22 protein-coding genes are annotated in these 25,809 nt (G+C 60.5%); 18 read left to right on the forward strand and 4 right to left on the reverse strand.

Annotated elements, in window-relative coordinates; genetic code table 11:
- Positions 1-30: 30 nt before the first annotated feature.
- From gspG to C8C98_RS10990, 16 genes are all read left to right on the forward strand, one after another.
- Positions 31-486, forward strand: coding sequence for a type II secretion system major pseudopilin GspG (gspG, locus tag C8C98_RS10915; RefSeq protein WP_121454288.1), 456 nt, complete (start codon positions 31-33; stop codon positions 484-486).
- A gap of 66 nt (positions 487-552) precedes the next feature.
- Positions 553-1,002: a GspH/FimT family pseudopilin gene (locus C8C98_RS10920; protein ID WP_121454289.1), complete on the forward strand. Its 450-nt coding sequence runs from the start codon at positions 553-555 to the stop codon at positions 1,000-1,002.
- Positions 999-1,412: a type II secretion system protein gene (locus C8C98_RS10925; protein ID WP_233574512.1), complete on the forward strand. Its 414-nt coding sequence runs from the start codon at positions 999-1,001 to the stop codon at positions 1,410-1,412. Before C8C98_RS10920 ends, C8C98_RS10925 begins: the two co-directional genes overlap by 4 nt.
- Entirely contained in the window at positions 1,409-2,080 is a 672-nt protein-coding gene (locus C8C98_RS10930; protein WP_233574513.1) for a prepilin-type N-terminal cleavage/methylation domain-containing protein, read from the forward strand. Before C8C98_RS10925 ends, C8C98_RS10930 begins: the two co-directional genes overlap by 4 nt.
- An 8-nt stretch (positions 2,081-2,088) precedes the next feature.
- A complete protein-coding gene (locus tag C8C98_RS10935) occupies positions 2,089-2,964 on the forward strand; it encodes a general secretion pathway protein GspK (RefSeq protein WP_121456193.1) in 876 nt (291 codons plus the stop codon).
- Positions 2,965-2,969: 5 nt separating this feature from the next.
- On the forward strand, positions 2,970-4,355 hold the full coding sequence (locus C8C98_RS10940; protein WP_121454291.1) for a PilN domain-containing protein: 1,386 nt from the start codon (positions 2,970-2,972) through the stop codon (positions 4,353-4,355).
- The gene (gspM, locus tag C8C98_RS10945; RefSeq protein WP_121454292.1) at positions 4,352-4,912 is read left to right on the forward strand and encodes a type II secretion system protein GspM; all 561 of its coding nucleotides are present in this window, start codon (positions 4,352-4,354) and stop codon (positions 4,910-4,912) included. The genes C8C98_RS10940 and gspM overlap by 4 nt, the downstream gene beginning before the upstream one ends.
- Positions 4,913-5,007: 95 nt before the next feature.
- A complete protein-coding gene (locus C8C98_RS21785; protein WP_233574514.1) occupies positions 5,008-5,625 on the forward strand; it encodes a hypothetical protein in 618 nt (205 codons plus the stop codon).
- A 176-nt stretch (positions 5,626-5,801) separates the two neighbouring features.
- Entirely contained in the window at positions 5,802-8,099 is a 2,298-nt protein-coding gene (gene gspD, locus C8C98_RS10955) for a type II secretion system secretin GspD (RefSeq protein WP_233574515.1), read from the forward strand.
- Between the two features lie 71 nt (positions 8,100-8,170).
- A complete protein-coding gene (locus tag C8C98_RS10960) occupies positions 8,171-8,590 on the forward strand; it encodes a hypothetical protein (protein WP_121454295.1) in 420 nt (139 codons plus the stop codon).
- A 184-nt stretch (positions 8,591-8,774) separates the two neighbouring features.
- Entirely contained in the window at positions 8,775-10,499 is a 1,725-nt protein-coding gene (locus tag C8C98_RS10965; protein WP_121454296.1) for a cell surface protein, read from the forward strand.
- A gap of 319 nt (positions 10,500-10,818) precedes the next feature.
- Entirely contained in the window at positions 10,819-11,547 is a 729-nt protein-coding gene (locus C8C98_RS10970) for a peptidylprolyl isomerase (RefSeq protein WP_233574516.1), read from the forward strand.
- Between the two features lie 111 nt (positions 11,548-11,658).
- A complete protein-coding gene (locus C8C98_RS10975; RefSeq protein ID WP_121454298.1) occupies positions 11,659-12,459 on the forward strand; it encodes an ABC transporter permease in 801 nt (266 codons plus the stop codon).
- Positions 12,460-12,497: 38 nt separating this feature from the next.
- A complete protein-coding gene (locus tag C8C98_RS10980; protein WP_121454299.1) occupies positions 12,498-13,829 on the forward strand; it encodes an ABC transporter ATP-binding protein in 1,332 nt (443 codons plus the stop codon).
- 54 nt (positions 13,830-13,883) lie between these two features.
- The gene (locus tag C8C98_RS10985) at positions 13,884-14,849 is read left to right on the forward strand and encodes a class I SAM-dependent methyltransferase (protein ID WP_233574517.1); all 966 of its coding nucleotides are present in this window, start codon (positions 13,884-13,886) and stop codon (positions 14,847-14,849) included.
- A 33-nt stretch (positions 14,850-14,882) separates the two neighbouring features.
- Positions 14,883-15,743: a cyclopropane-fatty-acyl-phospholipid synthase family protein gene (locus tag C8C98_RS10990; protein ID WP_121454300.1), complete on the forward strand. Its 861-nt coding sequence runs from the start codon at positions 14,883-14,885 to the stop codon at positions 15,741-15,743.
- Between the two features lie 348 nt (positions 15,744-16,091).
- Here C8C98_RS10990 and C8C98_RS10995 read toward each other — a convergent pair whose 3' ends face one another.
- On the reverse strand, positions 16,092-19,997 hold the full coding sequence (locus tag C8C98_RS10995) for a methyltransferase domain-containing protein (protein ID WP_121454301.1): 3,906 nt from the start codon (positions 19,995-19,997) through the stop codon (positions 16,092-16,094).
- 197 nt (positions 19,998-20,194) lie between these two features.
- On the opposite strand from C8C98_RS10995, the gene C8C98_RS22230 reads away from it, so the two are divergent.
- The gene (locus C8C98_RS22230; RefSeq protein ID WP_370450377.1) at positions 20,195-20,983 is read left to right on the forward strand and encodes a glycosyltransferase; all 789 of its coding nucleotides are present in this window, start codon (positions 20,195-20,197) and stop codon (positions 20,981-20,983) included.
- Entirely contained in the window at positions 20,980-22,083 is a 1,104-nt protein-coding gene (locus C8C98_RS11005) for a glycosyltransferase (protein ID WP_121454302.1), read from the forward strand. The genes C8C98_RS22230 and C8C98_RS11005 overlap by 4 nt, the downstream gene beginning before the upstream one ends.
- A 46-nt stretch (positions 22,084-22,129) precedes the next feature.
- Here C8C98_RS11005 and C8C98_RS11010 read toward each other — a convergent pair whose 3' ends face one another.
- From C8C98_RS11010 to C8C98_RS11020, 3 genes are read right to left on the reverse strand one after another with little or no spacing between them, the layout of a single operon-like run.
- Positions 22,130-23,959 (reverse strand): nitric oxide reductase activation protein NorD, encoded by a 1,830-nt coding sequence (locus C8C98_RS11010; RefSeq protein WP_121454303.1) that lies wholly within the window; start codon positions 23,957-23,959, stop codon positions 22,130-22,132.
- Positions 23,959-25,014: a 4Fe-4S binding protein gene (locus C8C98_RS11015; protein WP_233574518.1), complete on the reverse strand. Its 1,056-nt coding sequence runs from the start codon at positions 25,012-25,014 to the stop codon at positions 23,959-23,961. The genes C8C98_RS11010 and C8C98_RS11015 overlap by 1 nt, the downstream gene beginning before the upstream one ends.
- Complete coding sequence (locus C8C98_RS11020) at positions 24,956-25,807, reverse strand: CbbQ/NirQ/NorQ/GpvN family protein (RefSeq protein WP_121454305.1); 852 nt, start codon at positions 25,805-25,807, stop codon at positions 24,956-24,958. Before C8C98_RS11020 ends, C8C98_RS11015 begins: the two co-directional genes overlap by 59 nt.
- Positions 25,808-25,809: the final 2 nt, after the last annotated feature.

Below are 25,809 nucleotides of genomic sequence, written 5' to 3' on the forward strand. Positions count from 1 at the left end.
TTATTTTGTTTGCGCAAGGAGCCTCATTTCATGGCAAATCTTTTCACTCGCACCCTTCGTCGCGCTTCGGCGCAGCGCCCGCAGGCTCGCGGCTTCACTCTGATCGAATTGCTGGTGGTGTTGGCTATCTTGACCATGCTGGCGGGTTTGGTGGGGCCACGGGTTTTGAGCCAACTGGGCGGAGCTAAGTCCAAGACGGCTGGTGTCCAGATCGCAGATTTGGACAAATCTCTGGAGCTTTTCAAACTGGATGTAGGTCGTTATCCCACCACCGAAGAGGGACTGGACGCACTGGTGAAGCGCCCCGGTTCTGTGAATGGTTGGAATGGCCCCTACATCAAGGGCGAGCTGCCCAAAGACCCTTGGGGCAACCCCTACCGTTACGCCAGTCCCGGCGCTGGTGGCGGCATTGACATCATTTCTTTGGGTTCTGACGGTGCGCAGGGCGGTGAAGGTGAAGCTGCGGACGTTCGCAACAAGCCCTGATTTGGCCACTGGCTAATTTGCTAGCGGCATTTATTCTTGTTGACCCAGGTTTTGAGCCTCTCACCCATGCGCAGAGCGCGCGGTTTCACGCTGGTCGAGTTGTTGGTAGTGTTCGCCATTCTGGCTGCGCTCGCCGGACTTGCGCCAGTGGCCTTTGACCGCCTCAAGGCTTCGTCTGAATACCGCGACACCGTGCGAACCATGATGGGACAGATGCGCGCTGCACGCTACAAGGCTTTGACGGAAGGGCGCGAAGTCCGGTTTTCGGTGGACTTGCGCCAGCGTTGGTACGCTGCCGATGGCGCCCCTCCCAGGCCACTGCCCACCTCTGTAGATGTGCGCGCTACCGTGGCTCCGGGAGAGATGGCTGGGCCGAGCCTTGCCTCTATCCGTTTCCTTCCTCAAGGGGGCGCCACTGGGGGGAGCATCGAAATTGTCCGTGCTTCGGGCAGTGGTACGCGTTTGCGGGTGGATTGGCTTTCAGGTCGCGTGACCCAAGAGGCATTGTTGCCATGATGCCCTGCGGTTCGCGCGCGCAACGCGGCTTCACTATTTTGGAGCTGTTGGTGGCATTTGCCATCATGTCGATCGCGTTGGGCATGCTGTATCGCGCTGCAGGTGGAAGCGTGCGCGCCGTGGGTGAAATGGAGCGCTACCAGCGCGCCACGGTGCTGGCTGAGTCCATTTTGGCCATGCGCGATGCCGTGCCCGAAGGCGGGTGGTCCGATACGGGCAGCGTGGCCGGGTTTGACTGGCGTGTGGCCACGAGCCCCTATGGCACAGAGATCAATGCGCCTGCGGCGACTCCACTTCATGAAGTGCGGGTGGTCGTCGCTTGGTCTAGTGGCGGACGCCCGCAGCAATTGGAGGTGGCTACGTTGCGCCCCCAGAAAAAGCCAGCAGTGCTGGAGGGTTCACGGCTGTGAGCGGTCCTATGCTGAGTGGGCCACGGCTGCGTGGCTTCACCCTCATTGAGGTGCTGGTGGTCATGACACTGCTGTCGCTGGTAGTGTTGGCCTTGGGGTCGGCTCTGCGCACCACGGCCCAGACGGAGGAACGCGTGGACCAGCGTCTGGCGCGCAACGATGAAATTAGGGTGGTGACCGGCTTTCTGCAATCCGTGCTGGGGCGCATCTCGGGGCAAAAGCGTCAGGGCATCGCCTCTGCCGATGAGAATCCGTATTTGCTCAGTGCCAGCCCGCAAGAACTCGTTTGGGCTGGGGTCATGCCCGCTAGGTTTGGGGTAGCGGGGCGGCAGTTCTTTAGGCTGGCACTGGCCGATGTGGGCGGTGCGCGCGCACTGGTGCTCCAGTTCATTCCGCTGGACGAGCCTTTGCTGCCCACCGCCTGGGACCAGGCCACCACAGAAGTCCTGGTGCGCGACGTTGCCGCTTTCGCTTTGCAGTACCAAGACGCGGCCCAGGACAAACCAGAATGGGTCTCCTCCTGGTCCTCCAAAGACCGGTTGCCTTCCCATGTGCTCGTCTCCATGGAGGCTGCCAACAGCGCGTGGCCTCCTTTGGTGGTGGCCATGCGGCCACTCATCGCCAGCGATCCCTTTGCCTCTGGTACAGCCACATTCGGGGGGCGTTGACGTTGCGTATGTTTGCATATCCATCCAAAGGTCTGTGTGCCCGCTCGCAGCATCAGCGCGGTGTCGTTTTGATTGCTGTGCTGTGGATGGTCATGGCCTTGTCTATCATCGTTACAGGCCTGACCCGCAATGTGCGGGATGAAGCGCGCATGCTTTCTGTGGCCAGGCAAAGCGCCCAGGCCGGCGCTTTAGGTGATGCTGCCATCCAATTGGTGCTGCAGGGTATGGCCTTTGAGTCCAAGGCGGTTGATCGTCTGACCGTGGTACAGACGCAGTACCTGGGCCAGGCCATTGCGGTGCAGGTCATGCCACTCAATGGGTTGATTGACATCAATGCAGCGCAGGTGCCGCTGTTGACGCGATTGTTTACAGTGGCTGGCGGCATGCCTGATGCTGCAGCTGAGTCGGTGGCCCAATCGATCGTGGATTACCGCCAGCAACGTACGCCTCAAGGGGGGCTTAAGCGGTTTGAAGCCATTGAGGACCTCATGCGGCTGCCTGGGGTGAGTTATGACCTCTATGCTAGACTTTCCGGCCTTATTACGGCAGACATCCGTGGTGCTGGCTTGGTCAATCCCCTGGCAGCTCCGCCTGGAGTGTTGGCTGTTTTGGCGGGTGGTAACGCCGAACTGGCGGGACAAATCGCCGCGCAACGAGATTCGGGGCAGGTGAGTTTTGACATGACCGGCTTGGATGCCGGATTGATTGGCTCTGGCGTGGTGCGACGTTACCGACTTCAAGCCCGTGTGCCTCTGCCTGACGGCGGCGCCATGTTGGTGGCTCGGTATGTCGATTTGAATCCCCGCCCGCGGTACGGCCTCCCGTGGGCCACATTCCATACGCAACGTGATGTCGAGCCCGCTCCACATCGCCCTATTCCCTGACAGACATGCCTTCCATTTCATCGGATGCCCGCTTTTTGGGCGTAGATATCGCCTTGTTGTGGCGTGACATGCGAGAACCATGGCGCAACGTGCACCAGTGGCCTGTGCTGGCATGGCTTACGCCGCAGCCACCGGTATTGCTGTTGCAGGCAGATGGAAAGCAATCGGTGTGGGAGGATGGGCGCCAAGTCAGTCCACGCGCTACTCCGCGCTTCAAGGCCATAGAGCTGCCTGACGAGCTGGTGCTGCGCAGGCCGATTCAACTGCCCGTCATGGCGGCAGACGACGCGCGGGCAGCCATGGCGCTAGAAGCGCGCAGTAACAGCCCATTTGATGCAGCAGACATGGTGTGGGGTTACAGCCTTCTGCAATCCAAGGGTGCACATGCCGCCCAGCGGTGCGAGCTGGTGCTGGCCTCGCGCAAGCAAGTTGCGCAGCACTTGGCTGCGGTTCAATCCGGCCCCCTCGGGCAGTCGGTGGATTGGAGCGGGGCAGAGGTCTGGGTGTTGACTGCCCATGGGCAGCCCGCAGTGCTGCCAGGCTATGGAGAGGCTGCGCGTGAGGCCCATGGTGCAAGCCGCCGCCGCTGGGGCTTCGTGTTGCTCGCTACGTTGGCGTTGGGGGTAGCTGCGCTGGCCATCACTCCTACCATTCAACTGCGTACCCGCGCACTGGAGGCCGCGCAGGCCCACGAAGCGTTGGTCAAATCTGCCGCTCCAGTAGTGCATCAGCGTGAGCGTTTGTTGGCATCTGTCGAATCGCTGGGTGCATTGTCTGAGCTGACGAATGGTCGCATTGAGCCCCTTCGGGTGTTGGACACATTGACGCAAGTGCTACCCGACGACACAGCGCTTCAGAGTCTCAAGATCCAAGGCGGCAAGCTTATCTTCAGCGGGCAAACGGGCAATGCTTCGGCTTTGATGCAGCGTCTGGGTGATGTGCAAGGCTTCAAAGAGGTGCGTGCGCCTGCGGCCACGACCCGTCTCGCCAATATAAGCAAGGACGTTTTTGCGGTGGAGCTCAGCCTTGATGCCGAAGTATTTGGCGTAAAAAGCACCCAGCTCGCAAGCCCTGTGGCGGTGCCCGCGGGCGCTGCATCCGCGCCTTCCCTCTCCTCCGGATCCGCACCCTCTGCTGCCTCGTCATCGGTAGCGCTTGCTGCAAGTGCTGCGCCGGCTCCCTCCTCTACTGCCTCGGGGCCGCCGGTGGCAACGGGTGCAAAAGCGGATACGCCTGCGCTGCTAGCCCCGACAGGACAGGCAATCCCATCAGTGGCTCCTGTGGGTGCTTCGGCTGGGGCGTCCGCCTCATTTGGTGGGAAGAGTGTTGCACCTCCGGCGCCGGTGCAGCCGCCAGCCTCTGCTCCTGTGCGCAAGGGCGCTTCATCATGAACATGCAAAAAAATCGCCAGTTGCTCGCGCTATTGGTCACACTCACCCTGGTGATTACACCCTTGGTAGCACTGGGTGTTTACATCTACGGCGAACACCAAAACGCACAGGCGCAGTTAGACAAGATGGAGCCTCGGCATGCTCGGCTGCTGGGCCTGTCATCCCAAGAGGCAGACATTGCCGCGCTGCTAGAGCAAGTGCAAAAAGCGGGCGAGCAATATATGTATCCCGTTAGCCAGGATGCCGCGCAAGCGGGCAACGCTGCGCAGCAGCGCATCCGCGAAATATTCAGCGCAGCGGGCTTGCAAATCAGCAGCAGCCAGGTGCTGCCCTCCAAGGTCGAGAAGGGGTTTGAGCGCATTCCGCTGTCTGTTCGCGCCGATGGCGACCTTCTGGCGCTGCAAAGTGCTCTGGCGGTATTGTCCAGTCAGCTGCCGTTGATCTTGATCAACGAGATGGACGTGCAACTGGTGGGGGGGCTGCAAAACGTGCAACCCACTGTGGCGCCGCGCCTTGCTGTGCAATTCACCTTCGGCATTCTGAAAGGGCAAAAGTGAGACGCTTCGCCCTTCCTCTGTTAACTGTCTTCAACGCAGCTGTGCTGTGTGTTTTGGCCTGGGTGTGGTTCACACCCGATGGGCAGTTGCGCAACATGCGTTGGCAACTGCCTGAGCCTGTCAAGGTGGACTTGCAGTCCTTGTGGCCAGCTTTGCCAGGCCCGGGGCAAGCAGATACCCATCAGTTCTTGGGCATGCTGGAGCGTCCATTGTTCTCCCCCACGCGCAGGCCACCGCCACCTCCACCGCCCCCCAAGGCCGAAGTGCCAGAGCCTGTCAACCGTTTTGCACAAGCCAAACTCAGTGGTGTATTTGAAGGCGAGGGAATGGGCGGCATCATCATCAACTACGAAGGCAAAGATCGCAGGGTGCCCCTCAACGGCATGTTGGATGGTTGGAAACTTCAGTCCGTCACGGGGGCTCAAGCCACTTTCGGCCAAGGGGGACAGACCCGTGTGGTGCAACTGCAGCGAGCTACTTTGGGTGCCTCGGCTGTGGCCACGCAAAACCTAGCGCCAGCTGCCACGGTGCCTGCCTTTGTCAATCGCAGTGCCAGACGCAGTGCCCCAGTGGCGGCGCCGATGCCTGCAGTGCCAGTGGCGCCGCCTCCTGCCGTCGCTGTCCCCTCCTCAGTAACTCCTCCTGCGGCGGCTGTCCCTGCCGTTCCCGCCCCGGCGGCAGCGCCGCCCAAGGCGTCGTTTGGTGGGCGCTGAGCGCCTCGCCCGTCGATGCATCAACCAATTATTGCTATATGAAGTCTTCACGTCATGCTCTGGCTGCAACCATGTTGGCAGCTTGTCAGTTGGTCCATGCCCAAACCGAGCAGACTGCTGCGCCTGCTGCCGCAGTTGGCACTGAGGGCTCATTAGCCCCTACTGCCGCGCAGCCAATGCAGCCCATCCCGGCTGCGGCACCAGCTCCTGCTCGTGTCGATAAACCCCAGGCAGCCACGGCAGTGCCCGCCGATGTGAAGTCGGCCCTGGAATCTCCAGTGGCAGAGCCTCGCATCATCCGTGGCAACGGCCAAGTGATTGCGCCACCTAAAGTTATGTCTCCTTTGAGCGGGGCGCCCGTCTCGTTTCGCTTTGAAGAGGCCCCGGTGGCCGAGGTCGTGCGCACCGTGATGGGTGACATCCTCAAGGTGGACTACGTCATGCACCCCCCATTGCAAGGCACGGTCACGCTGGCCACGCGCAACCCCATCCCGCCAGACCAGGCCGTCTTTCTGCTCGAGAGTGCTTTGCAGGCCAACGGGCTTGCGCTGGTGCGCGACGCCCGCGGCACCTTCCACGCCGGGCGGGCCGATGCACTCAAAAACGTAGCGGGCTCCATCCGCCAGTTCAGCGGAAGCAATCCCAGTATTCCACCGGGCTACGGGGCGGTCATCATTCCCTTGCAGTACATTGGGGCGGGTGAAATGGCCTCCATCTTGCGCCCCATGGTCTCGCCAGAGGCCATCGTGCGTGTAGACACCGTGCGTAACCTGCTGGTCATGATGGGCACCCGTACCCAGGCCGAGGGCTGGATGGACTTGGTCAACACCTTCGACGTGGACTTGCTCAAGGGCATGTCTGTGGGGGTGTTTCCACTCAAGCATGCGTCTGTCAAAGAGGTAGAGGCGGCACTGCGTTTGGTCGGTGGCGGCGGTGGCGCTGGTTCACCCAGTGCTGCAGTTCCAGGCACTGCCTCGGCCAGTACCACGCCAGCCGCCGCGGCCGCCGCAGGCTCGGTTACCTTGGGTGAGTCCAATCCTTTCTTTGGCGCATTGCGCATCATGCCGATTGAGCGCATCAACAGCATTTTGGTGGTTACCCCCCGCGCCGCCTATCTGGACGAAGCCCGCCGCTGGATTGACCGGCTGGACAAGCCCAGCGACGGTGGCTCAGAGCCGCAACTCTTCATCTACCCTGTGCAAAACGGCAATGCGCGGCATCTTGCCAGCGTGCTGGGCGGCTTGTTTGGTGGCTCGGGCGGCGGGGCGGCCGCCACGGCCAACAACGGCATTGCACCGGGTCTGGGCTCTAGCACTGGCAACTCGTTTGGGCAAACGGGAGCTAATAACACGTTTGGCAGCACAAGCGCTGGCACGCTGGGCAATTCCCGAACGGGCATGGCATCAGCTTTGACCTCGAGCGGTTCCGGTGGCGGGCTTAACAGTCTGAATAACCGCAACAGCACCCAGGGCGCAGCCAACCAAGCAGCGGCCACGGCCATGTTGGGCTCCATCCGCGTGGTGGCCGATGATTTGAACAACTCCATTTTGGTGTGGGGCACCCGCTCTGAATTCAACAGAGTTGAAGCGGCGCTCAAGCGGCTCGACCTACCGTTGACTCAGGTGCTCATTGACGCCAGCATTATTGAAGTCACGCTCAATGACGACCTTAAATACGGCCTCAAATGGGCCTTCAGTGGAGATGCTCAGTCTGGCTATAGCGGCAGCGGCAGTGTCGGGTCTGTGCCAGCAATCACCCAAGGGTTCTCCTATACGCTTAAAAATGCCGCTGGCTTGACCAAGGCTACGCTGTCTGCATTGGCAGACAAGTCGTTGGTCAAAATGCTGTCTAACCCTTCACTGATGGTGCTTGACAACCACACTGCCACCATTTCAGTAGGCGATCAAATTCCGGTTCGCACGGCCACCCAAACGACCCCCAACGGCAGCGCCGCCGCCATCGTCACTAATACCATCCAGTACAAGGATACTGGCGTGAACTTGGCGGTGACGCCCTCTGTGACTGCTGGCAACGTGGTTGCCATGCAAATTGACCAAACCGTCACAGATGCAGGCTCGCCCGACACCACAACTGAAGCCGGTGGAGGGGAGCGCCCTTTCTTGCAGCGTCAGATTTCCAGCAAGGTCGCTGTGCGCTCTGGTGAGTCGATTGTGTTGGGCGGGCTGATAAAAAACAACCAGACCAATAGGAAGACGGGCGTGCCTTTGCTGCAGGACATTCCCTTGATTGGGAATCTGTTTACAGAAAATGCGTCAACAGGTGTGCGCACCGAGCTCCTGGTCATTATCACTCCACGCGTAGTCCGTACCGACGTGGATATTCGCGAAGTGAGTGAAGACTTGCGTGAGCGCCTCAAGGGCTTGCGCGCGATCGAGGTCGAGCCACCCGTCGTTCGCGGTGCTGTGGACACCAAGGTGCAGGCTGCGCAGCCTGCACCGTCGGTGCCCAATTGACCCTATGCAGTGGGTGATGGGGTAAGGTTCAGCGTATTTGGTTTTTGTTAACTGTTAGGAAATGTTCGCAAATGCAAATTAAGTTACATCAAAGAGGTTCGTTAGCTTGGATTGTGTCTGTTGTGGCTTTGGCTGTCGCAGGGTGTGCGAGCATCGGTAGTGCTACGCCAGAAGCAAAGGTGCAGCAGCGTGCAGAGGCTTTCTGGAAGGCCCGCCTGCAGGGGCAGCCTGAACAGGCTTATGCTTTGCTATCGCCTGCGTACCGCAAAGTGCGCACGCTGGAGCAATACAAGGCACAGTATGGTGCCGCAACGGCGGTGAAGGCTGCATCGGTGGTGAGTGTTACCTGCGAAGTCGAAAAATGCACAACGCGCATCAAAATTGAGGCAACACCAGCCTTGATGGGGGTGAGTGTGGGTACCATAGCCACCGGTTTGGACGAAACTTGGTTGTTGGAAGACGGCCAGTGGTGGCGTTTTCAAAGCCTTTGATGCGGGCTGCATGCATTGACAGGGAGGGCGTGAAACGGCGATGTGAAATCAGTGTTGCAATAAATCAACATTGGGGTTGAACGGTCTGCTTGACCATGGAAGGCCCCAACGCGCTGTGCTACCATTCCCTAGCGTAATCAATCGTGGTAGTTGCGCTTACCAACTTTTTAACTGGAGTTTCTATATGAAGAAAAATGTTCTGGCCCTGAGCATTGCTGCCATGATTGGTGGCCTGGGCTTTGCAGGCGCTGCCTCGGCAAGCGTTGTGGAAGGTACTGCGGTCCTCGCCCCAAATGCAACCACTGGTACGCTGACGGCTAGCAACGCCACTACCTTGGAATTGGCTGAAGGTGGCGTGGGCCACATGCTGCTGGTGCCTTACTACACTGTGCAAAACGGCAACATGACCGTCCTGCACGTGGTGAACACCGACACCGTCAACGGCAAGGCCGTGAAGGTGCGTTTCCGCGGCGCTGCAAACTCTGACGACGTGATGGACTTCCAAGTGTTCATGTCGCCTGGCGACGTGTGGACTGCTGCCGTGACTGCAAACGCCACCACTGGCATTGCTCAAGTGCAAACGTCTGACAACACTTGCACGGTGCCTACCCTGGGCTTCAACGAGCCACAAGCTTTCTCCGTCGGCCGTTTGAATCCTGCTGCTTCTGACTTGGTCAAGGCAAACGGTACACGTGAAGGCTATGTTGAAATCTTCAACATGGCTGATATCTCTGGCGCTGATCTCTACACGGTTGGCACCACTACGAACACAAAGTCTGCTCTGTACACTGCTGTGAAGCACGTGAACGCTGTGGCTCCTTGCTCTGTGGCTGGCTCTACAGCACGCACGACCCTGAACACGGTTGCAACGACCAACTTCACGACTGAACCTGCTGTTTCGGTGAGCGGTCTGGATACGCCTACTGGCGGTCTGATGGGTGACTGGTACATCATCAATGTGCCTGAAACCACCACATTCTCTGGCGCTGCCACCGCTGTGGTTGCCAATGGCCGTGGTAACTTCGTGCACTTCCCACAGACCGACGGTGCTGTGACTGGCATTGATAACTTCACTGCTGACCCACTGCTGCGTACAGACTCTGTGAAGACAGACGGTACAGCGTATGTGACCGGCACGATCACTCTGCCTGCTCTGGCCGCTGGTTTCTATGACCTGCCTGACATGTCTACGCCTTACCTGGCTGCCGACTGGAACGCCGGTGTTGGCCTGCCTAAGAACCAAGCCACTGCATTGACCGCAGCCCTGGCAGTGAGCTCGGTGACCAACCAGTACGCCAACGACACGTCCATCACAGCAAAGACTGACTGGGTGTTCTCCATGCCCACACGTCGTTACAGCGTGGCTGCCAACTACAAGGCGATCACCAGCACTGCGCCTGCCAACGACGCTAACGTGGCATACCGTCTGTTCTCCAACCTGTCTACGACAGTTCTGCCAAGCGTTTCCGCAGCTACGCAAGACGAATGGTTCTTCACTTCCAACACGGCAGTGTCGACCGATGGTTCTGGCAACATCTGCGTGGGCGTGGACGGCCAGACTTTCTATGACCGTGAAGAAACCACTCCAACAGCGGCCACACCTGGTCCAGTGTTCTCCCCACGTACACCAGGCGTTGCTGCTGTAGTGTCCCTGTGCGGCGAAGCCAGCGTTTTGGCATTCAAGTACACCGACAACTCGGTGTTGGCTTCCAGCGTTGCTCGTTCTACAGTGACATCTGGCACCTACACCAATGGTTGGGGTGTTCTGACTACGAAAAACGCCACAGGCGCTACCAACCGTGGTCTGCCACTGCTGGGTTCTTCGTTCATCAAGCTGACGAACCCACAAGCTGCTGCTGGTCTGTCCGGTACCTACGGTATCACTTGGCCACACCGCTTCACGAAGTAATTCGTAAGCAACTAATCCGCAGCAATGCGGTCTAAAAAGGCGGGGGGAAACCCCCGCTTTTTTTTTGGCTTACTTATTCAACCTTACCCAAACCATTCCAACTATGATTCGCTCCAGTTTGTCTGCTCTGTCTGCTACGCGTTCCTTGAAGGTTGCTGCTGGGGGGCTGTTGTGCTTTGTGTCCATTGCGGTGACTGCGGCAGAGCCTGTGCCTCTAGTGCAAGGCCCCCAATTTGCGGTGACAACAGATGACGTGCGTGCAGACGCACTGCGTATGCCCCAGGAAATGCGCTCTATTGTGTTAGCGCGTCCGCAAACAGTGACCCAGCTCGTTTCCAACTTGTACGCCCGCAGGGCCATGGCGCAACAGGCCGATGCCGAAGCGCTGGACAAAGACCCTACCGTGGCTGCAGCACTCAAGATCGCGCGTGACAAGGTGCTGTCGGATGCATGGATCGAAAAGCAAGATAAGCGCAACACCCCCAAGCCCGACGTGGCGGAGGCCTGGGCCCAGACAGCTTACAAGGCAAAGCCAGAGCGCTTCAAGGTAGGCCCTGAGGTGCATGCGCGCCACATTCTGATTGCCGGTACCGATGCCGATGCCAAAGCCCAGGCCGAAAAAATACTGGCAGACCTTAAGAGGGGCGCCGACTTTGCCAAGTTGGCCAAGGAGTTCTCTGCCGACAAGAGCAATGCGGAAAAGGGTGGGGACTTGGGCTTCTTTGCGCAAGGTCGTATGGTGCCCGAGTTCGATGCTGTTGCATTTGGCTTGGCCAAACCAGGTGACCTCAGTGGAGTGGTGCAAACCAAGTTTGGGTACCACATCATCCAGTTGCAAGATAAAAAAGAAGCCCGTGTGCGCTCTTTCGATGAAGTCAAGGATGAGTTGGTGAAGGATGCGGTGGCGACGATTGTTCAGGACGCGCGTGTGGCCTATGCCCAGAAAATGCAGGAGGGTGTGGACATTCGCGCTGAGGCGATTGCAAATTTCGCTTCCCAGTACGCCAAGGAAAATCCGAAGCAGACTCAGCCAGCCAACGCCAAGTAACAAATATGCGCTGAAGTGGTGGATTTAAAAGCCAGCCTGCGGCTTTACACTTTGGCTAGTTTGTAAGATCACCCGCCCGCTCAGGGCGGGTTTCTCTTTGTATGGAGCCCCATGGGGACATTGCTCAATGAGTGGTTAGCCGTTTGGCGCGCCCGCAATTTGGTCTGGGTGCTGACCCGCCGTGAGGTGGCTGCCCGCCACTCTGGCACGGCGCTGGGTGTGCTGTGGCCCTATCTGCAGCCGCTGCTTACGGTGGCCGCGTACTATCTGGTGTTCGATGTGGTGTTTTCCATGCGCCTGGGTGATGGTGCTCCGACACATGCGGTAGGCGCATTTCTTATTGTGGGTGCGTTGCCGTGGATGGCTTTTTGCGATGCCGTGTCGCGCGGCATGAGCAGCCTGATCGACGCAGGCGGTCTGCTGCAAAAAAACCCGCTGCCCCCGGTGCTGTTCACTACACGGGCAGTCTTGGCCAGCTCATTGATTTACGGGCCTCTGCTTTTGCTAGTAGGGCTGGCCTATGCGCCAACGCACCATTTTCAGTGGCCTGTAGTGGCATTTCCGGTGCTGTTAGGCCTGCAATTGTTGATGTGCCTGCTGCTTGGGTTTGCGCTGGCCATTTTGGCGGCTGCCCTGCGTGACACGGTGCAGTTGGTCGGTTTCTTGTTGTCGGTGGGTATTTATCTGTCGCCCATCCTGTTCCCCTTGACCTTGTTCCCGGAGCAGTGGCGCTGGGTGCTTTGGCTGAACCCCATGACGGCACTGGTGCAGGGCTATCAAGAAATATTGCTGCGCGGTGCCTGGCCGCCTTTGAGTGTGTGGTGGGTCACGATGGGGTGGATCGGCGCGACGGCCGCCATCTTGGCCGTGCTGGTGCGCCGCAGCCAGGACCAGTTGGTGGATTGGCTATGACTGCAAAAACAACAACCAGCCTGACCACGGGGGGGGCAATGCCTGCGATTGCTCCTGCCGCCACACAACCGCCCCCAGTGCTTCGTGTGCAGTCGGTCAGCAAAGAATACAAGCTTTACCCCACGCCCCGCTCACGCCTCAAGGCGCTCATCACCGGCAAGGCCACGCACCGCAGCCACTGGGCCTTGCGTGATGTGTCCTTTGAGTTGCAGCGCGGTGAGTGCATTGGCGTCATTGGTGACAACGGCGCGGGCAAAAGTTCTTTGCTCAAACTGTTGGCAGGCACCTTGCAGCCCAGCCAAGGCCGCATCGAGCGTGTGGGCCGTGTCACTGCCATTTTGGAGTTGGGTGCAGGTTTTCACCCCGACTTCAGTGGGCGTGACAACCTGTACTTCGGCGGCAGCCTGATTGGCATCAGCCGTGAAGAGATGGAGCGGCTGGAGCCAGAGATCATCGAATTTTGCGAACTGGGCGAGGCATTGGACAGGCCGGTGAAGACATATTCATCGGGCATGACGGTGCGCTTGGCGTTCGCGTTGGTCACTGCGGTGCAGCCCGATGTGCTGATCATTGACGAGGCATTGGCCGTGGGCGATCAGCACTTCCAGAAGAAGTGCGTGGAGCGCATTACCGCCTTTCGCAACAGCGGGTGCACCATTTTGTTTTGCTCGCACAGCCCGTACCACATCCGGCATTTGTGTGACCGGGCCCTGTGGCTCAAGGCAGGGCAAGTGGCCCAGTTCGGCGGCACCGAAGAGGTGTTGGCGGCCTACGATGTGTACACCCGCCAGCGAGAAGCGGGCGATTTGGCGGAGGCAGCGCAGCCCATAGCCCCCGCTTTGCCTATGGACTCCGAATCTGCGGGGTCATATGGGACCGCAGTGTCTGCTGTTTTAGCGCCCGCTCCATCGCCTGCTGGCCCGGCGGCCCCTGTAGCCTCCGTGGCTGCAGCCGACGGTGGTGGTGCCTGTATTTTGTCCGTGGATGTTTCTAATCTGGCGGATCCGCAGAATGGGCAGCCTTCTGTACTGCAAGGCCAGGATTTAGTTGTCACGATCAAGGCGCGCGGACGGGGGGCAGAGCGCCCGCACATTGGGTTCATGATTGAGCAGTCCAAAGGGGTGGGCATCACCTCGCTGGCCACCCACGAGGATGGCGCGCACCCGGTGCAGCAGCCCGATGGGACTTGGTGCTCGGTACTCACGTTCCCTGAGCTTCCGCTGCACAGCGGCGACTACGTGATCAGCGCGTTTTTGTTCGACGAAACTGGGTTGGCGGTGTATGACGAGTGGTTCCAGTTCATGCACTTCCGGTTTATTTTCCCCAAGCCCCTGCCTGGCTTGGTGCGTTTGCCCCACCACTGGAGTTGATAGGCTGAGGCGCTTTGAGCCCTATAGACAGTGACAGACATTTCAGAGAAAAAGATGAACGATGAACAAGGCCGTATGGACGGCAATGCACATGCGCCCGCTTTGGGTCTCAAGCCAGACCAGTCACCCAGTGCAGGCCAGCAGCTTTTGCAAGAGGGGTTGCTGCTGCTGGAGCAGGGCGACCGCACCGGTGCCGCCCAAGTGCTGGCGCGGGCCCGCAGTGAGCGCGACACGCTGCTGCAGGCCCATGCGCTGATCGAGTCCCACGACTTGGTCGGATCGTTTCGCAACATCATGGGGCTGGACTGCACCATTTCCCCACAAGACGATATCTTCGGCTTCTTTGCCGGGCATGCGTCCAGCACCAACCCCTTGCGCGACTACCTCGCGGACGGGTGGCGCACGTTGTCGGAGTTGATGCTGCTGCTGGAGGCTGTGGGCCTGCCTTTGTTGCAGACCCCGAGCGTGCTGGAGTTTGCCAGCGGCCACGGTCGTTTTACCCGCCATCTGGTGAAGGCACTGGGGCCTGACCGTGTCACGGTGTCTGACGTGGTGCCCGACGCTGTGCACTTTGCAATGCAAACTTTTGGCGTGCAGGGCTTCTTGTCTGCCAGTGTGCCTGAGCAGGTGCAGTGGCCCCGGCGCTATGGGCTGGTGTTTGTGCTGTCGCTGTTCAGCCACCTGCCTCGCAGCACGTGGTCGCGATGGCTCAAGGTGCTGTGGGATGCGGTGGAGCCCGGTGGTTTGCTGGTGTTCACCACCCACGGGGCCAAGGCGGCAAACTTTGACCACGTCACGCTCGATGAAGAAGGCTATTTCTTCGCGCCCTCTAGCGAATCCAACGCCATCGATGGCCAGGAATACGGGACGGCCTTTACTGCTGAGCCTTTTGTGCTGGCGCGCATTGCAGAAACAGTGGGGGCTGAGGGTTTGGTACATAAGTCTCTGGTGCATTTTTGGAATCACCAAGACGCCTACGTGCTGCGCAAGCCATCAAAAGACAACGATGCAGCGCTCTGATTGCGGTAGCACAGCATCTACAGGAGGTAGTTCATGGGTTTGATTGCGCGCCTGCAAGAGCGGCTTCTGGGGATCGCCCCTTGGGATGCTGGGCACATAACCGATGAGTGGTTTCGGGCCCACTTTGAGTACGCCGCCGATGTGGTGAACCACTGGGTGGGCGGTGTGCTGGACATGCCCAGCGCGCGGTTTCTGAATTTTGGCTGTGGCGATGGCATCACCGATTTGTCGCTGGTGCTGCGCTATGGCGCCACCTCCATCCATGGGGTGGACGTGCGGCGCGAGTACCAAAAGCTGCCACGCATTGCCCGTGAGCAATTGGGCATGCAGCGTGTGCCCGTGGCGCTCACGTTTGAAACCATCCAGTCGGGCGATGCCTTGGCCCAGGCGGGTGTGCAGTACGACGGCATCATGAGCTGGTCCACCTTCGAGCATGTGCGGCGTGATCAGTTGGCAACCATCCTGGCCGATTTGCACGCTTGCTTGCGCCCCGGGGGTTATTTCTTCATCCAGATCGAGCCGCTGTATTTTTCCCCGTATGGTTCACACCTGCGCCGCTATGACGACACGCCTTGGCACCATTTGTTGGCGACGGAGGATGCGTTGTGGAAGGTGATCGAAAACCACCAGGGGCCGATCGATCCGGCCGAGGTGGATTTTGGCTTTGCTGATTTTGGTGTGGATGGCTACAAGCGGTTTGTCTTCAATGAGTACAAGGCGCTGAACCGGCTGACGGCGGACGAATTGGTGCAATTCGCCAAGGGCGCAGGTTTTAGCGTTGCCCGAGAAGAGCGGCGCACCGTGGACCTGGAGGTACCCGAAGGCTTGCTGTCCCAGTACCCCCGCGACTGGTTGGTGAACAACGAGATTTTCCTGTTGCTGCGCAAGGACTGAGGCGGCGATGGCTGCGGTTGCCGGATGTTGGCTGCTACACCGCCATGCCGCTCAAAGGCTAAATTTGCTCTTAAATTAATAGCTGCCTGCGCTGTTTCTATAAGTGCTAGAGGGCTAAAACGCTGTACGTGTACGTGTACGTCGCCGGTACTTTGGGCCAGTGTTCGTGCGGGCCTGTACTGTGCTGTGCCACCATTTGCCAATGGCGTGCTCACATATTGATAGCTGCTAGCGCTTTTTTTGTAAGTGCTAGCAGCCTAAAACGCGGTGAGTCTGCTGGCTGCTGTGTCACCGGGGCGGCGCTGCCAGTGCGCGCCCCTGCAGTTCCGAAAATAGGGTGACCAGGCGCTAAGCGCGGAGCCAGTTTTTCACCTGGGTTTGCCAGTGCCGTGGAATGCACCGTGCCACTCCGCGCAGCAGGGGCAGCGAGCGCAGCCACACCAGGGCTTGCAGTGCCTTGGTGCGGGTCTCTTGCGCGGGCGTGGGCGCAGGCATGTGCGCCTGGAGAAAGTCCAGTGACACGTGGGTGGGGGCCAGGGGGGCAGGGGCCATGCCCTGCACATAGTCCGTGGTGTATGCCCATGCAGTGGCCGCCGGCCCAGCGGTGTGGGGCCGTGCTGCGGCCGCGTTCTCTACCGGTTGGGGCGAATGGTGGGGCACGAAATGCGCTTGCCGGATGTGCGTGAAAAACGCCAGCCAATCGGCGGGCGCCTGGTCCCAGGGTTCGACCCAACTCCATTCCCGGCCTTCCAGCCGCTCTGCAAAAGCCCCAATGTTAGGCGCCACGATGGCCAGCCCGGCTTGCAGCGCTGCACTGAGGGTGTAGCTGTAGGTCTCTGGCCACTGTGCGGGGAACCACACAATGTCTGGCTTTAGCCATGCCAGCAGTTCCTGGAGATCAGATTCGCCGTAGGCGCCGTGTACGGTGAGGCGGGCCTTGGGCTGGGTCTGGAGGCTGCGGTAGCCGTAGCCGAGCAAGTGGAAATCCAGCGGTGCATCCGTGCGCGCGGCCTGCAGGGCAACGGACTCCAGCACGTCGGCCCCTTTGATGGTGCTGAGGGCGCCAATGACTGCCACCTTGAGCCTTGCCGTGCCCGCCAGGGGTTGCACCAGGGGAGCGGGTGCAGGGCTTTGCATGTCCGTGTGCGGCACGGCGATCACGTGGGCTGCGGGGGCAAAGGCGGCTATGCGCTGGGCGGTGTCTTGGCTGGGGGCGATGACGCAGCGCGCACTTTCCAGAAAAATCCGGTTGCTGTCTCGCCACTGCCCCATCGTGCGCCCGTCCGGCGCTGTGCTTTGTGCAGGGCAGCAGCCGCATTGCCCAGGGCCGGGCTCTGCCGCGTATTTGTCGGAGTTGTCCGTCAGCGAGATGCGTGCGCAGTAGCTGTAGTAGTCGTGCGCAGTGAAGTCGTAACGAATACCCAGTTGGGCGGGCAATTGCTGGATGGCTGGGTGATGGCCCAGCAAGTGGTGGTAGTGGATGTGCTGCACGCCCAGGCTGCGCAGGATGTTCTGCAGATCATCCATTTGTGCTGGGATCTCAAACTCCAGCGCAAATGTCTCCTGATCTGAGGGCAGGCTGAGTTTGACGCGGTGCCCAGGGACAGGGGCCAACACCAGGGTTGTGACCTGATCGTCCAAGTGCTGGGCCAGCTCGTGGATGTGGCGCACGGTGCCGCCGCTTCGGTCGTGCATCACGGCGAGTACGACGGGCTTGCCACTGGTTTGGATTCTGGCGATGTCCAGCGCCAGGCGGCCCAGGCGTGCCGGGTCGGCCTGTACAAAGGCCATGACCTGCGGCTCGTAGCGGGGGTGAAGGCGCCGCAGGGTCTCCATGGCCGCTTGCTCTCGGGGGCTCTTGCTAGCACCGAAGCTCACCCCACCGGTGTGCAGAACAAAGGTGTCCAGCAGGTGCAAGTTGCGCCACCCTGCTGCTTGAGCCCGCTGGCAGAAGTCGTTTTCTTCTCCATAGCCTTTGCCAAAGTTCGCTGTGTCGAACAGCCCAACATCCACGAGGCAGTCACGCCGGATGTACATGCAAAAGCCCACCCCGGTGGGCACGTCCACCACCATACCGGGGTTGGTCTGCGCGCACAGGTTGTCTAAGCGGGCGGTGTCATAGCCTGCGGGTAACTCGTTGTCTTTGCAAAACTGGGGGTAGCTGCAAATGGTGGCATTGTTGGAGAACGGGGTGACCGAGGCCACGCGGGCGTCGCTGTAGGCCGCGTTGCGTATGCGGTCGAGCCAATCGTTGGCCACTTCGGTATCGCTGTTGAGCAACAGAACGTCATTGCTCTCGCTCAGGGCCATGCCCCGATTGACGGTGCCTACAAAGCCGAGATTGACCTCGTTTTCCAGCAGCAGCATTCTGGGCTCTTGGGCTGCTTGCTCGCGCAGCCACTGGGTGACTTCAGGCTCAGGGCTGGCATCGTTGATGACCACCAGCCTGAATGGGGTTTTGCAACGGCTGGCCAATGCCGACCCGATGCACAGCTGTGTGTCTGTCAGCCCCCGGTACACGGGAACGATCACGTCCACAGGGTGGGGAGTGGGCGCGAGAGGCTGGGGCCCATGGCTAGGCGCAGGCGCTGCGGGCCCACGGCCTAGCATTCGATCAAGGCGCATTTTTGCGTGTACCAAGGGGCGAGTCGCCCGAAAAACAGTGGAGTTCTCAATGGATCGCAAGTAAGCAGCCAAGGCGTCAAATTCTGTTTGCTGGCGTTGGCAGGCTTGCATCAGTTCTAGGCGATGTGCCATCAATTCTTGTCGGTGGTTTGCCAACTCGGTGTTGGTATGGTGGGCGTGAGCCAGTTGGGTGCTTGCGCGAAGTATTTGCGCATCAGCCCATTGAAGCTGTGAATGCAACTGTGTGAGTTGCAGCCCTGTTTCGCTGAGTTGATTTTGGGTTTTGGTCAGCGCTGTCTGGGTTTGGGTCAGCTCGGTCTGGGTTTGGGTAAATCGTTGTCGCGACTCTGCAAGTTCATGGTCTTTGCCTGCCGCGAGGTGAGACAGCTTTTCGATCTCCGCCTGCAGCGGTCTCACCGTGCCCGCCAATGCCAGATAGTCTGCAGACATGGGCCAGCCGACTTCTGCCACGAAGGACAGACCAGCCTGTTTTTGGGCATTCACCAGCGTGGTTTGGGGAATAGGGACCTGGAACCAGGGGTCGTCTCCAGTGAGCAGCAGAAGCATTGCGCTAGAGACTGGAGGAAGGGGCGCGTTCCAGACGATTTGTTGGTGAGCGGCGTTGGCCAGCAAGAGGGGGCTTGATGCCTCTGCCGTCCATTCCCAGTGCGTGCGTCCCGCACCATCTTCTATTGCCAGTCGGTACACATGCATGAAGCCAGGGCGGTCTGCCGGGTCCAGCCGCAGTTCGGTCACCTGTGGCGCGTCTGGCGCAATGGTGAAGCGCAGAGTCTGTCGGCTACCGCCCATGCAGCCTGTGGTCTGCAGCTTGTTGTCTTCGGCATACTGGCCGTTGTGGCCCAGATACAACTGCGCTGTAAACCGGGCCTGCGCCAATTCCAAGACCGGTTCATCGGTTGGCGGCGCTTGCTTATCTGTCCGAGGGGTTGCCACACCAATGAGTTGGTAGGTCAGTGCATCCGGTGTGCCCAGCAGGTAGCGCGCGACGGCTGGTGGCAGGCTGTCAAAGCGGGTTTTGAATTCAGACTCTGGCAATTCTCTGGTGATGGCCTCTAGGTGGTCGAGTTGCCAGTTTTGCTCCTGAATGAAGCGAGTCAGTGAGCGGCGTGTGAAAAAGCGCAAATGGGTGCGGTCAAGCAACCCTTCTTCGCGGTAGCGAAACTCGCCTTGCAGCAATTCTGCAATCAGCCCGCTGTATGCTGCGTTTGGCACGGAGATGAGGAGTTTGCCGTTGGGGGCGAGCAGGGCTTTGCAGGCATCGACAATGCGTTCGGGCTGGCTCAAGTGCTCCAGGACGTCCGCACAGACAATGTAGTCGTACCGCTGGTTCTGAAAGCTTGCCGTGAGGTCACAGGTTTCAAGGTTATCGACTATGACCGTGCGGTAGTAGGGACGCGCATGGGCGGCTTCCGCCTCGCTCCAGGTCAAACCATCACAGGTGCAGGACCGGGTTTCGGACAGGTACTGCCCCAGAGCACCACTACCGCACCCTAAATCAAGCACTGCTGCTTGGTGGTGAATTTGCTCCGCCAAAACGGACAGTGAGGTGCGCTCATCGGCTTTGATGGTGCGCAGATAAACGTGCAAGTCGTCGATTGAGTGCGTCATCCTCCGATTATCGCCGCCGCCAATATGGCGGATGTGGCCCTGAAAGGGATAGAACGGTGGCGGTTACCGTCAGGATGAGGTCGATCGGTGCATTTTTCCAACAACTTCTGAGACACCGAATCAATTTCACGTGTAGCGTCTGGGAGGGGGGCAAGGGTTGTGCAAATGTCAGGTGCATACCTGTAACAATTGCCCTTATGAGTGTTGTACCCGTATCCGCCAAACTGCTAGTCGTATCAGTGGTCAGCCACGGTCATGGGCCGCTGGTGGCACAGCTGTTGCTATCTTTGGCTCGGCACTGCTCTGGATCCATTGCCCGTGTCATATTGACCCTGAACGTGCCTGAGTCGGAACCTGTTGCTCCTGCAAGTGGGTGGCCTTTTGATTTGCAAGTGCGTCGCAATGCGGTGCCCTTGGGGTTTGGTACCAACCATAACCTTGCTCTCCATGCAGCGACAGAGCCCTTCGTTTGCGTCCTCAATCCCGATGTTGGCATCCTGGGGCCATCAGACCCACTGGCAGCTCTGGTTGCCGTTGCTCAAAAGCCTGGAATCGGTTGTGCGTATCCATTGCAAGTGAATGCCCAAGGAGAAATTCAGGACTGCGAGCGACAACTGCCAACTCTGCCAGCCTTGATTCGACGGCGGCTGTTGGGGCGCGCAGACGCTCGCGTGGATTGGGTCAATGCTGCTTGCCTGGTGTTTCCTGCAGAGGTTTGGCGCGCTGTGAAGGGGTTTGACGATGTGTACTTCATGTATTGTGAAGACGTTGATATTTGCCTCAGGGTGCGTTTGCTTGGCTTGGTATTGGCCAAGGCGCCTGTAGCTGTGGCTCATGCGGGCCAGCGGGCGAGCCATCGCAATTGGCGCCATTTGACTTGGCATGTCCGAAGCCTACTCAGGCTGTGGTGCTCCCCCACTTTTTGGCAGGCGCGCCAATTGTTACAGTCAGATGTAACAAGCGGGGGTAGGATCAGCCCCCCATGATTTGGCTGTCCTTTTTCGGGTTTTTGATCTCCGCTATCGTTGCTGCCGGGGTGGTGCGCTGGGCGCACGACCACGCTGAGCACTACGGCGAAGGCATGCCTCAGCGGTTTCACCTGGGGCATGTGCCCCGCTTGGGCGGGCTGGCGGTTTTGCTGGGGGTGGGGTGCAGTTGGCTCTTGGGGGGTGCTCAATCTGTATGGGGTGATCCGGGGTCGTTGCGCCTGGGGCCTGGTCTGGTGCTTTGGTGGCTGGCGGTGTTGCTGCCTGCGGCACTGGGGGGCATTGCGGAAGACATGACCCAGCGTCTTCGCGTCAGCTATCGGTTGTTTTTGACGGGGCTCTCTGGCTCGGTTGCGGTTTGGGGGCTAGGGTTGACGCTGCCTCGTCTGGGACTGCCCTGGCTGGATGCCTTGTTGGCATTTGCCCCGTGGATTGGCGTGGGCATCGTTTTGCTTGCCGTGGCGGGGTTGCCGCATGCTTTCAACATCATTGACGGCTACAACGGTCTGGCAGGCATGGTGGCCTTGATCGTCTGCCTGGCGCTGGCCCATGTGGCTTTGCAGGTGGGGGACCGGGCGCTGGCGGCGCTGTTGGTGACCACGGCAGCGGCTACCGGTGGGTTTTTGATCTGGAACTATCCGCGCGGCATGTTGTTTGCCGGGGATGGTGGGGCGTACATCTGGGGGGTGGTGATCGCTTTGGCCAGCATCTCGTTGGTGCAGCGCAATGCCGATGTGTCGCCCTGGTTTCCGATGCTGCTGTTGATTTACCCGGTGTGGGAAACCATTTTTTCGATCTACCGCAAGGCGGTTCGGGGCATCTCGCCGGGCGTGGCGGACGCGCTGCATTTTCACCAGCTGATTTATCGCCGCATCGTCCGAGGGGTGTTTCATGACGACGAATCCCGCCGGGTGCTGATGCGCAATAACCGCACTTCGCCGTACCTCTGGGGCTTTACCTTGCTCACCGTCGTGCCGGCGGTACTGTTTTGGAACAACACATGGCTGCTGATGGGTTTTTGCTGCCTGTTTGTGATCAGCTATGTGTCGGCCTATTTGGCCATTGTTCGGTTCAAGGTGCCGTCCTGGTTGCGCCATTGAGTGCGTGGGTGGCGGCATTGCCACCATAAACCAGGACGGGGTCCCATCAGCGGGCCAGGGTGGTCCAGGCTTGCGTCAGGTGCTTGACGAGGTCTTGGGGGCGACGCACCAGCGCATACCCTTGTGCGCCGAACAGCAGAGGCAGGTACTGGTGGGCTTCGTGGTCAATGGTTACGCAAAAAGGGCTGAGGCCTTGGGCGCGTGCCTCCTGGATGGCGTGGCGTGTGTCCTCCAGTCCGTAGCGTCCTTCGTAAATATCAATGTCGTTGGGCTTGCCGTCCGTCAACACCAGCAGCAGGCGTTGGCGTTCGGGGCGCTCTGCCAGCCGCCGCGTTGCGTCGCGTATGGCTGCCCCCATGCGGGTGTAGAAGCCCGGCTTCAGTGCGCCGATGCGGGTATGCACTGCGTCGTTCCAGGGCTCTGTAAAGCCTTTGATGTGCTGGATGCGAACATGCTGCCTGCGCACTGAGCTGAAGCCCAGAATCTCGAAGGCGTCTCCCGATCCTGACAGCGCCGAGCCGAAGACGTAAAGCGCCTCTCGGATGACATCGATCACGCGGGCCTGCGATGTGGCATGGGCGTCGGTCGAGAGTGAGAGGTCGGCCAGCAGCAGGGTGGCCAGGCTGCGTTCGGTGCGTTGGCGCTGGGCATACACCGGGGGGGCTTCGCTGTGTTGGGCGCTGCCGCAGGATTCGCTTTGGAAGCGCACCCAGGCGTCGATGTCGATTTCGTCGCCCGAGGCCTGGGCCTTGTGCCAGCGGGGGGCTGCTTGCATGATTTCCAGGCGCCTGCGCACCTTGCGTGCGGTGGCTTTCAGATGGGCAGGGGGGCAGTACGGGGTACCAACCCGGGCCACAACGCATTGAACGGCGCAATGGTCGGGCTGAAGCCGGTTGCGCCGCCAGTCCCATTCCGGGGTCTTGGTTCCAGGTCCCAAGGGCAGGTCGTCGGCGCTGGCGCTGGGCAGGTCAAGGTCAAAGCGCACGCGCGATGCGGTGGTTTGCTCGGACCGCACGAGTGACAGCGTGTCCATGTCGTTGGCGGCCATGGCGGCGTTGGGGTCTGGTTCATCCTCAGTGCCGCGGTCCAGGCGCACCAGCTCGCTCCAGCTGGTCAGTGAATCTGTTTTGGCCGCCAGCAGCATGCTGTTGCGCGATGGCTTGTGCTCTGTTTTGCGGGCGCGGCGGCGGTGGGCGTCTGTGTCCAGCGGCGTGTCCTGGGGGTTGGCGGGCGTTTGCGCTGCCGCGCCAGCTGCCGAATTCTCTGCGCTGACCGTGTCCGTGGCGTTGAGCCACAGCCACACGGGCGCTACCTGCCGGGGTGTCACAAACAGGGGGGTGTGCTCTTCGCCCCGCAAGGCTGCTTGCACTGCCGCTTCCCATGGCAGGTCTTTGCCGCGCAGGCTGTGTAGGGTCGGGCGCTGTGCCAGGTGGGCGGTGACCAAGCGCTGGTGGCGCTCGCGCAGGCCGGCAAAGCGCTGCAGTGCGCGGGCCGTGGCGGCCCGGTTGTCAGCGATCCAGTCGCCCGTGGGCTCGAGCACCGCTGCCAGGGCTGCCAGCCACAGGTACAGGTCGCGATTGAGGTCGGTGCGATCAAACACTCCGATTTGCGGGGGCAGTGCCAGCGTCTGGGCGTCCAGCTCGGGCAGGGCGCTGCGCAGGCCGCTACCGGCCACCTTTTGCAGCCAGCGGCGGGGGCCGCCATGGCTGCTGGCTGCCACAGGCGCTACGCGTACCGCGGCATTCCCGCCGCCCGCACGAAAGAGCAGCGTGATGCTGCGTTGCATGTCTTGCAGTGCCACCTGGGTTTCTTTGCGTTGCGGCTCTGCCAGGTGGGTGATGGCACGATGCCACCATTGGCCAATCCACTCTTCCATCAGGGTGCTCCATCGCGCCGTTGGCGCAGGGTCTCTCGAACGGCGTCCAGCCCAATCTGCCATTGCAGCGTGGGGGTGCGCCCTTGTTCTGTTTGGGTTGTGTCGCAAGCGCTCAGGCATTGGCCGCATTGCACGCACGAAAACATCATGCGTTTGATGTTGCGCGGGTGCAGGCGCATGGGGCACGCATGGTCACAGGCGCTGCCGCGTGGGCTGTCGCAGGTTTTGCATTCGCGGGCGCGTTCGCGTGCAAAGGCCACGACCATGCCTTTGGGGTTGGCCATCCAGGCCAGGCTTTGGAACAGCCCCACCGCGCAGCCAAAGCGGCAAAACAGATGCCGGGCCAGTGTGAACTCCAGCGTAAACAGCAGGGTGCCAATGCCAATGAAACGGGCCTGGTTGGCGGTGAGCGTGCCCGCGTACAGGTTGCCCCAGATCTCCGTGGGCGGCAAAAGGTAGGTCAATAGCGTGATGGCCCACACCAAGCCGCAGCCCAGGCAGGTGGCCAGAAACACGGGCCACCACCTTGCGTTGGGGGTGCGCGTGGGATGCGGTGTGTGTGAGGTGTCCCACAAGCTGAGCTTGCCGGTGGCGCGGTGCAGCAGGCCGTTAAGGGTCTCAACGATGGAGAAGTGTGGGCACAGCCAGCCGCAGTACACCCGCCCATACTTGTAGGCGATGCCCAGAAACACGGCCACCAGGCCCAGTGCGGGTAAAAAGCCGCGCCACAAAATCGCCCAGCCGGTTTGCATGGCACTGGCTTCGCCACGCTGAAAGGCGCCTATGCCCAAAGACCAGCGCATGCCCAGCACCCACAACTGGGTTTCGTTCAAATCAAAGCGAAAGAGATTCAGGGACGGCGCGAGCAGGAACAACGCCATGAAAGCGCCTTGCAGCCAGCGGCGGCGCTGCTGCAACGGCATGGCGCGCCAAAAGGTGCGGCCACGGCCCTGCGCACCAAGGCGCACGAGGCCGTGGCCAGCTGGGGGCTCGGTCTCAGTCTTCATCACCCACCACGGCGCGCACGACTTCGTCGAGCGCCAGGACGGTGTCATGGTCGTCGCTCAGCGCGTCGACCACAGCGGCACGGCAGGCTTGCCGCAGGCCCATGCCTGCAGAAGCCAGGCGGGCTGCCATGACCAGCAGGCGGGTGCTGGCGGTTTCTTCCAGGTCATGGTCCGTGAGCCGGCGCAATGCCTGCGCCAATTGCACCAGCCTGGCCGCGATGGCGGGCGAGGCGCGCCCCTCGGTTTCCAGAATGCGACGCTCTACAGCAGGGGCCGGGTAGTCCAGCGTCAGTGCGGTAAAGCGCTGGCGTGTGCTGGGCTTGAGCCCTTTGAGCAGGTTCTGGTAGCCGGGGTTGTACGAAATCACCAGCATGAAATCTGCCGGTGCCTTGAGCTGCTCACCTGTGCGTTCGATGGGCAGAATGCGCCGGTCGTCCGCCAGCGGGTGCAGCACCACCGTGGTGTCTTTGCGTGCCTCCACCACCTCGTCCAGGTAGACGATGGCGCCCTCGCGCACTGCGCGGGTGAGTGGGCCGTCTGCCCACACGGTGCTGCCCTGTCCGATCAGGTGCCGCCCCACCAGGTCAGCGGCACTCAGGTCGTCGTGGCAGGACACGGTGATCAAAGGCCGCCCCAGACGGGCCGCCATGTGCTCCACAAACCGGGTCTTTCCGCAGCCTGTGGGGCCCTTGATTAGCAGCGGCAGTTGCTGCGCGTGGCACTGCGCAAACAAGGCGCATTCGCCGCCTTGTTCTGCGTAGAACGGCAGCCCGGGCTGGGCTGGGCTGCTGCCGGTGCCGGCAGCAGCTACCTGTCGCTCTTGGGCGTAGGTGGCAGCCATGG

This window comes from Acidovorax sp. 106 (assembly GCF_003663825.1).
In the GTDB taxonomy this organism is placed as follows: Bacteria; Pseudomonadota; Gammaproteobacteria; order Burkholderiales; family Burkholderiaceae_C; genus Acidovorax.

What these genes read in the sequence shown, in the direction of transcription:
- C8C98_RS10975 (WP_121454298.1), top strand. Translation starts at nt 11,659, where the DNA reads ATGGGGACATTGCTCAATGAGTGGTTAGCCGTTTGGCGCGCCCGCAAT.
- gspM (WP_121454292.1), top strand. Translation starts at nt 4,352, where the DNA reads ATGAACATGCAAAAAAATCGCCAGTTGCTCGCGCTATTGGTCACACTC.
- C8C98_RS11005 (WP_121454302.1), top strand. Translation starts at nt 20,980, where the DNA reads ATGATTTGGCTGTCCTTTTTCGGGTTTTTGATCTCCGCTATCGTTGCT.
- C8C98_RS10935 (WP_121456193.1), top strand. Translation starts at nt 2,089, where the DNA reads ATGTTTGCATATCCATCCAAAGGTCTGTGTGCCCGCTCGCAGCATCAG.
- C8C98_RS10960 (WP_121454295.1), top strand. Translation starts at nt 8,171, where the DNA reads ATGCAAATTAAGTTACATCAAAGAGGTTCGTTAGCTTGGATTGTGTCT.
- C8C98_RS11020 (WP_121454305.1), bottom strand. Translation starts at nt 25,807, where the DNA reads ATGGCTGCCACCTACGCCCAAGAGCGACAGGTAGCTGCTGCCGGCACC.
- gspG (WP_121454288.1), top strand. Translation starts at nt 31, where the DNA reads ATGGCAAATCTTTTCACTCGCACCCTTCGTCGCGCTTCGGCGCAGCGC.
- C8C98_RS10925 (WP_233574512.1), top strand. Translation starts at nt 999, where the DNA reads ATGATGCCCTGCGGTTCGCGCGCGCAACGCGGCTTCACTATTTTGGAG.
- C8C98_RS11010 (WP_121454303.1), bottom strand. Translation starts at nt 23,959, where the DNA reads ATGGAAGAGTGGATTGGCCAATGGTGGCATCGTGCCATCACCCACCTG.
- C8C98_RS10995 (WP_121454301.1), bottom strand. Translation starts at nt 19,997, where the DNA reads ATGACGCACTCAATCGACGACTTGCACGTTTATCTGCGCACCATCAAA.
- C8C98_RS10965 (WP_121454296.1), top strand. Translation starts at nt 8,775, where the DNA reads ATGAAGAAAAATGTTCTGGCCCTGAGCATTGCTGCCATGATTGGTGGC.
- C8C98_RS10920 (WP_121454289.1), top strand. Translation starts at nt 553, where the DNA reads ATGCGCAGAGCGCGCGGTTTCACGCTGGTCGAGTTGTTGGTAGTGTTC.
- C8C98_RS21785 (WP_233574514.1), top strand. Translation starts at nt 5,008, where the DNA reads ATGCGTTGGCAACTGCCTGAGCCTGTCAAGGTGGACTTGCAGTCCTTG.
- C8C98_RS10940 (WP_121454291.1), top strand. Translation starts at nt 2,970, where the DNA reads ATGCCTTCCATTTCATCGGATGCCCGCTTTTTGGGCGTAGATATCGCC.
- C8C98_RS11015 (WP_233574518.1), bottom strand. Translation starts at nt 25,014, where the DNA reads ATGACACCGTCCTGGCGCTCGACGAAGTCGTGCGCGCCGTGGTGGGTG.
- gspD (WP_233574515.1), top strand. Translation starts at nt 5,802, where the DNA reads ATGCAGCCCATCCCGGCTGCGGCACCAGCTCCTGCTCGTGTCGATAAA.
- C8C98_RS10985 (WP_233574517.1), top strand. Translation starts at nt 13,884, where the DNA reads ATGAACGATGAACAAGGCCGTATGGACGGCAATGCACATGCGCCCGCT.
- C8C98_RS22230 (WP_370450377.1), top strand. Translation starts at nt 20,195, where the DNA reads ATGAGTGTTGTACCCGTATCCGCCAAACTGCTAGTCGTATCAGTGGTC.
- C8C98_RS10980 (WP_121454299.1), top strand. Translation starts at nt 12,498, where the DNA reads ATGCCTGCGATTGCTCCTGCCGCCACACAACCGCCCCCAGTGCTTCGT.
- C8C98_RS10990 (WP_121454300.1), top strand. Translation starts at nt 14,883, where the DNA reads ATGGGTTTGATTGCGCGCCTGCAAGAGCGGCTTCTGGGGATCGCCCCT.